Annotated in this window: 5 protein-coding genes and 1 pseudogene; all 6 read right to left on the bottom strand. The window is 69.4% G+C overall.

Going from position 1 to position 4,721, the window contains the following annotated elements:
- Positions 1-984: non-hydrolyzing UDP-N-acetylglucosamine 2-epimerase (gene wecB / locus VF536_RS09015; protein ID WP_331614497.1), on the bottom strand; the 984-nt coding region annotated here is incomplete at its 3' end.
- A 7-nt stretch (positions 985-991) separates the two neighbouring features.
- A complete protein-coding gene (gene rfbC, locus VF536_RS09010) occupies positions 992-1,543 on the bottom strand; it encodes a dTDP-4-dehydrorhamnose 3,5-epimerase (protein ID WP_331614496.1) in 552 nt (183 codons plus the stop codon).
- The gene (rfbA, locus tag VF536_RS09005; protein ID WP_331614495.1) at positions 1,543-2,433 is read right to left on the bottom strand and encodes a glucose-1-phosphate thymidylyltransferase RfbA; all 891 of its coding nucleotides are present in this window, start codon (positions 2,431-2,433) and stop codon (positions 1,543-1,545) included. The genes rfbC and rfbA overlap by 1 nt, the downstream gene beginning before the upstream one ends.
- A gap of 13 nt (positions 2,434-2,446) precedes the next feature.
- Positions 2,447-3,328 (bottom strand): dTDP-4-dehydrorhamnose reductase, encoded by an 882-nt coding sequence (gene rfbD / locus VF536_RS09000; RefSeq protein WP_331614494.1) that lies wholly within the window; start codon positions 3,326-3,328, stop codon positions 2,447-2,449.
- 8 nt (positions 3,329-3,336) lie between these two features.
- Positions 3,337-4,395 carry a dTDP-glucose 4,6-dehydratase gene (rfbB, locus tag VF536_RS08995; RefSeq protein ID WP_331614493.1) on the bottom strand — a complete coding sequence of 353 codons (1,059 nt, stop codon included), beginning with the start codon at positions 4,393-4,395 and terminating at the stop codon, positions 3,337-3,339.
- A gap of 82 nt (positions 4,396-4,477) precedes the next feature.
- Positions 4,478-4,721 (bottom strand): annotated as a pseudogene (locus VF536_RS08990) (nucleotide sugar dehydrogenase); the annotation flags it as partial.

Genomic DNA, 4,721 nt, shown 5'->3' with positions numbered 1-4,721 from the left:
GCCGAGGTCGACCGTCACCGGACGCTCCGTGTTGTCGCGCAGCGTGAGGCAAGGGATGCCGAGCGCGGTGGTCTCTTCCTGAAGGCCGCCGCTGTCGGTCAGGACCAGCACGGCACGGCGCCACAGCGCCAGGAACGGGCGATAAGGCAGCGGCGGCAGCAGATGCACTCCGGGCGCGGGCGGCAGGCCGAGTTCCTCCAGCCGGGCACGCGTGCGCGGATGCACCGGGAACAGCAGCGGCAGCCGCGCCGCGAGCGTGCCCAGCGCCCGCATGAGCGCGGCCAGCTGCGTGGGATCGTCCACGTTCGCGGGTCGATGCAGCGTGACGATGCCGCAGCGGTACGCCATCGCGCCCGAGGCGCCGGCGGCCTCGAGCGCCGCCTGCGCCGCCGCTTCAGCGGCGTGCGCGTCGGCATCGCCGGCGTCCAACCGCTCCAACTGGAACAGCAGGTTGTCGACCATTACATGGCCGACCTCCGCGATCCGCGTGTCCGGATGGCCTTCACGGCGCAGATGCGCCGCGGCGCTGGGTTCGGTCGTGAAGAGCCAGTCCGCGATCGCGTCCGTGGCGCGGCGGTTGATCTCCTCGGGCATGGTCATGTCGCCGCTGCGCAGGCCGGCCTCGACATGCGCCACCGGCACGCCGAGCTTGCGGGCCGTCAGCGCGCAGGCCAGCGTGGAATCGACGTCGCCGACGACGACGCAGGCCGCGGGCCGGTCCGCGATCACGTGCGGCTCATAGGCCTGCATGATGCGCGCGGTCAGCTGCGCATGACCGCCGCCATGGCAGTCCAGCGACACGTCCGGCGGCGGCAGGCCGAGCTCGTCGAAGAACACGCCGCTCATCGCGGCGTCGTGGTGCTGCCCGGTGTGGATCAGCTTCCACGCGAGGCGGCCGTCGGCCCGCAGCGCCCGCACCAGCGGCGCGAGCTTCATGAAGTTCGGCCGCGCGCCCGCGATGAGGTGGATCAGCGGTGCGGCCATCGGCAGGTCAGTCGAAATACTTCGCGTCCGCGAGCAGCGGCGCCTTCGCGTCCTTCTCGGCGAGCTTGAATTCGACGGGCAGCGTCGGCCAGTCGATGCCGATCGCCGGATCGTCCCAGCGCACCGAGCCTTCGGCCTGCGGCGCGTACAGGTCCGTGGTCTTGTAGAGGAAGTCCGCCGTCTCGCTCAGCACCAGGAAGCCGTGCGCGAAGCCCGGCGGGATCCACAGCTGGCGATGGTTCTCGCCGGTCAGCTCGACGCCGACCCACTTGCCGAAATTGGCGCTCGAACGGCGCATGTCGACGGCGACGTCGAACACCGCGCCCGCCGTGCAGCGCACCAGCTTGCCCTGCGCATGCGGCGGCAGCTGGAAGTGCAGGCCTCGCAGCACGCCCTGGCTGGAGCGCGAGTGGTTGTCCTGCACGAAGCGCACGTCGTCGCCGGCGGCTGCGTTGAACTTCGGCTCGGTCCAGCTCTCCATGAAGAAGCCGCGCGCGTCGCCGAAAACCTTCGGTTCGATGATCAGCACCTCGGGCAGCGCAGTCGGGATCACGTTCATCAGAACACCTTCTCGTTGAGCACCTGCTTCAGGTACTGCCCGTAACCGTTCTTGAGCATCGGCTGCGCGAGCTGTTCGAGCTGCTCGGCGGTGATCCAGCCCTTGCGATAGGCGATCTCCTCCGGGCAGGCGACCTTCAGGCCCTGGCGCTTCTCCAGGGTCGCGATGAACTGGCCGGCTTCCATCAGGCTGTCGTGCGTGCCGGTGTCCAGCCACGCATACCCCCGGCCCATGATCTCGACACGCAGCTGCTGCTGCGCGAGGTAACGCGCGTTGACGTCGGTGATCTCGAGCTCGCCGCGCGGGCTGGGTTTGATGTCGGCGGCGATGTCGCAGACCTGGCGGTCGTAGAAGTACAGGCCGGTGACGGCGTAGTTGCTCTTGGGCGCCTTGGGCTTTTCCTCGATGCTGACGGCGCGCTTGTCCGCGTCGAACTCGACCACGCCGTAGCGCTCCGGATCGTGCACGTGGTACGCGAAGACGGTGGCCCCGTCGGTCTGCACGTCGGCGCTGTCCAGCAGGCCGGCGAAGTCGTGGCCGTAGAAGATGTTGTCGCCCAGCACCAGCGCGCTCGGGGCGCCGCCGATGAAGTCCTTGCCCAGGATGAAGGCCTGCGCCAGACCGTCCGGACTCGGCTGCAGGCAGTACTGGAGGTTGATGCCCCAGCGCGAACCGTCGCCCAGCAGCGCCTCGAAGCGCGGCAGGTCCTGCGGCGTGCTGATCAGCAGGATGTCGCGCATGCCCGCCAGCATCAGCGTGCTGAGCGGGTAGTAGACCATCGGCTTGTCGTAGACCGGCAGCAGCTGCTTGCTGATCGCCAGGGTCGCCGGATGCAGCCGGGTGCCGGAGCCGCCGGCCAGGATGATGCCCTTGCGGGTGTCGTTGCTCATCAGGGGTCTCCGATCAGAGGATCTCGTCGAGCAGCCGGTCCACGCCGGTCTGCCAGTGCGGCAGCACCAGGCCGAAACGGTCCTGCAGCTTGTGGTTGTCCAGGCGCGAGTTCAGCGGGCGCGGGGCCGGCGTCGGGTAGGCGCTGCTGGCCAGCGCCTCGACCTGCTCGGGCTGGACCTTGAGCGTCACGCCCTTGTCCCGTGCGCGCGTCAGCACGTGCTGCGCGTACTGGTGCCAGCTGGTCTCGCCGCTGGCGACCGCGTGGTAGGTGCCGCACAGGGCGCGGTCCTTCAACGTGGCGCGGATCAGGTGCGCGGTGACGTCGGCCAGCAGGTCCGCGCCGGTGGGCGCGCCGATCTGGTCGGCGACGACCTTCAACTGGTCGCGCTCGGCAGCCAGACGCAGCATGGTCTTGGCGAAGTTGCCGCCGCGGGCCGCGTAGACCCAGCTGGTGCGCAGGACCAGCGCGTGCGCGCCGGTCGAGGCGATCAACTGCTCGCCTTCGAGCTTGGTCTTGCCGTAGACGCTCAGCGGGCCGGTGGGTGCATCCTCGAAGCGCCAGTCGTCGCCGGCACCGTCGAAGACGTAGTCGGTCGAGTAATGCACGAGCAGCGCGCCGAGCGCCTGGGCTTCCTCGGCCAGCACGCCCGGGGCGAGCGCGTTGATCTGGCGGGCCGCTTCGGGCTCGCTTTCAGCCTTGTCGACGGCGGTGTAGGCCGCGGCATTGACGATCACGTCCGGCGCGACGCGGCGCAGCGTGGCGCGCAGGGCCTCACTGTCGCCGAGGTCGCCACCTTCGCTGCGGTCCAGCGCGACGAGTTCACCCAACGGGGCGAGGGAGCGTTGCAGCTCCCACCCCAACTGGCCGTTCTTTCCGAGCAGCAGCACTTTCATGTCAGCCCTCAGCCGCCGTACTGCTTGGACACCCACTCGCGGTACGCGCCGGAGAGCACGCGCGACGACCATTCCTCGTTGGCGAGGTACCACTGCACCGTCTTGCGGATGCCGGTCTCGAAGGTCTCGGCGGGACGCCAGCCCAGGTCGCGCTCGATCTTGCGGGCGTCGATCGCGTAGCGGCGGTCGTGGCCGGGGCGGTCCTTGACGTAGGTGATCAGGCGGGCATACGGGCCCGCCGGGTCGGGGCGCAGTTCGTCCAGCAGCGCGCACACCGTCTTCACGATGTCGATGTTGGCCTGCTCGTTCCAGCCGCCGATGTTGTAGGTCTCGCCCAGCGTGCCGCCGGCCAGCACCGCGCGGATGCCCGAGCAGTGGTCGGTGACGTAGAGCCAGTCGCGGATCTGCTGGCCGTCGCCGTACACGGGCAGCGGCTTGCCGGCCAGCGCGTTGACGATCATCAGCGGGATCAGCTTCTCGGGGAAGTGGTACGGGCCGTAGTTGTTGCTGCAGTTGGTCGTGACCACCGGCAGGCCGTAGGTGTGGTGCCAGGCGCGCACCAGGTGGTCGCTGGCCGCCTTGGATGCCGAATACGGGCTGTTGGGCTCGTAGGCGTTGGTCTCGGCGAAGGGCGGGTCCTCGGCCTTCAGCGAACCGTAGACCTCGTCGGTCGAGACGTGGTGGAAGCGGAAGGCCGTCTTGGCATCGCCCTCGAGCGCGGACCAGAACGCGCGCGCCGCCTCGAGCAGCGTGAAGGTGCCCTCGACGTTGGTGCGCATGAAGGCGCCGGGGCCGTGGATGGAGCGGTCGACGTGCGACTCGGCGGCGAAGTGCACGATCGCGCGCGGCCGGTGCGTGCCCAGCAACTGGTCGATCAGCGCGCGATCGCAGATGTCGCCCTGCACGAAGACGTGACGCGGGTCGTCCTTCAGCGACGCCAGGTTCTCGAGGTTGCCCGCGTAGGTGAGCGCGTCGAGGTTGACCACCGGTTCGTCCGAGGACTTGAACCAGTCGAGCACGAAATTGCTGCCGATGAAACCGGCGCCGCCGGTGACGAGGATCGTCATGGAACTTCCCTGGAATGTCTGCGATCCGCGCGGATCGTCTGGAATGGAACTTGAAGCGGCGGCGCCCGGGCGCCGTCCGCCGTCAGAGCCGCCAGACCCGCAGGCCGGCAGCGCGCAGATTGTCGCCGTTAAACGCGGCCTTCACGTCGATGAAGGCGCCGCCCTCGACCAGCTTGGCGGCGAGGTCCCCGGCGCCCAGCGCCTTGTACTCGCGATGGGCGACCGCCGCGACGATGGCGTCGGCGCGCGGCAGGTCCTCGAAGGCGTGCAGCCGCACGCCGTACTCGTGCATCGCTTCCTCGGCCTCGGCGGCGGGATCGGTGACC

The organism is Roseateles sp. (genome assembly GCF_036486225.1).
GTDB lineage: Bacteria > Pseudomonadota > Gammaproteobacteria > Burkholderiales > Burkholderiaceae_C > Roseateles.
Note: the sequence above shows the minus strand (reverse complement) of the source record. Positions and strands in the feature narration are given on the sequence as shown.

Bases quoted from the DNA above. Each gene is read 5' to 3' on its own strand.
- rfbB (WP_331614493.1), bottom strand. From the start codon at position 4,395: ATGACGATCCTCGTCACCGGCGGCGCCGGTTTCATCGGCAGCAATTTC.
- rfbD (WP_331614494.1), bottom strand. From the start codon at position 3,328: ATGAAAGTGCTGCTGCTCGGAAAGAACGGCCAGTTGGGGTGGGAGCTG.
- rfbC (WP_331614496.1), bottom strand. From the start codon at position 1,543: ATGAACGTGATCCCGACTGCGCTGCCCGAGGTGCTGATCATCGAACCG.
- rfbA (WP_331614495.1), bottom strand. From the start codon at position 2,433: ATGAGCAACGACACCCGCAAGGGCATCATCCTGGCCGGCGGCTCCGGC.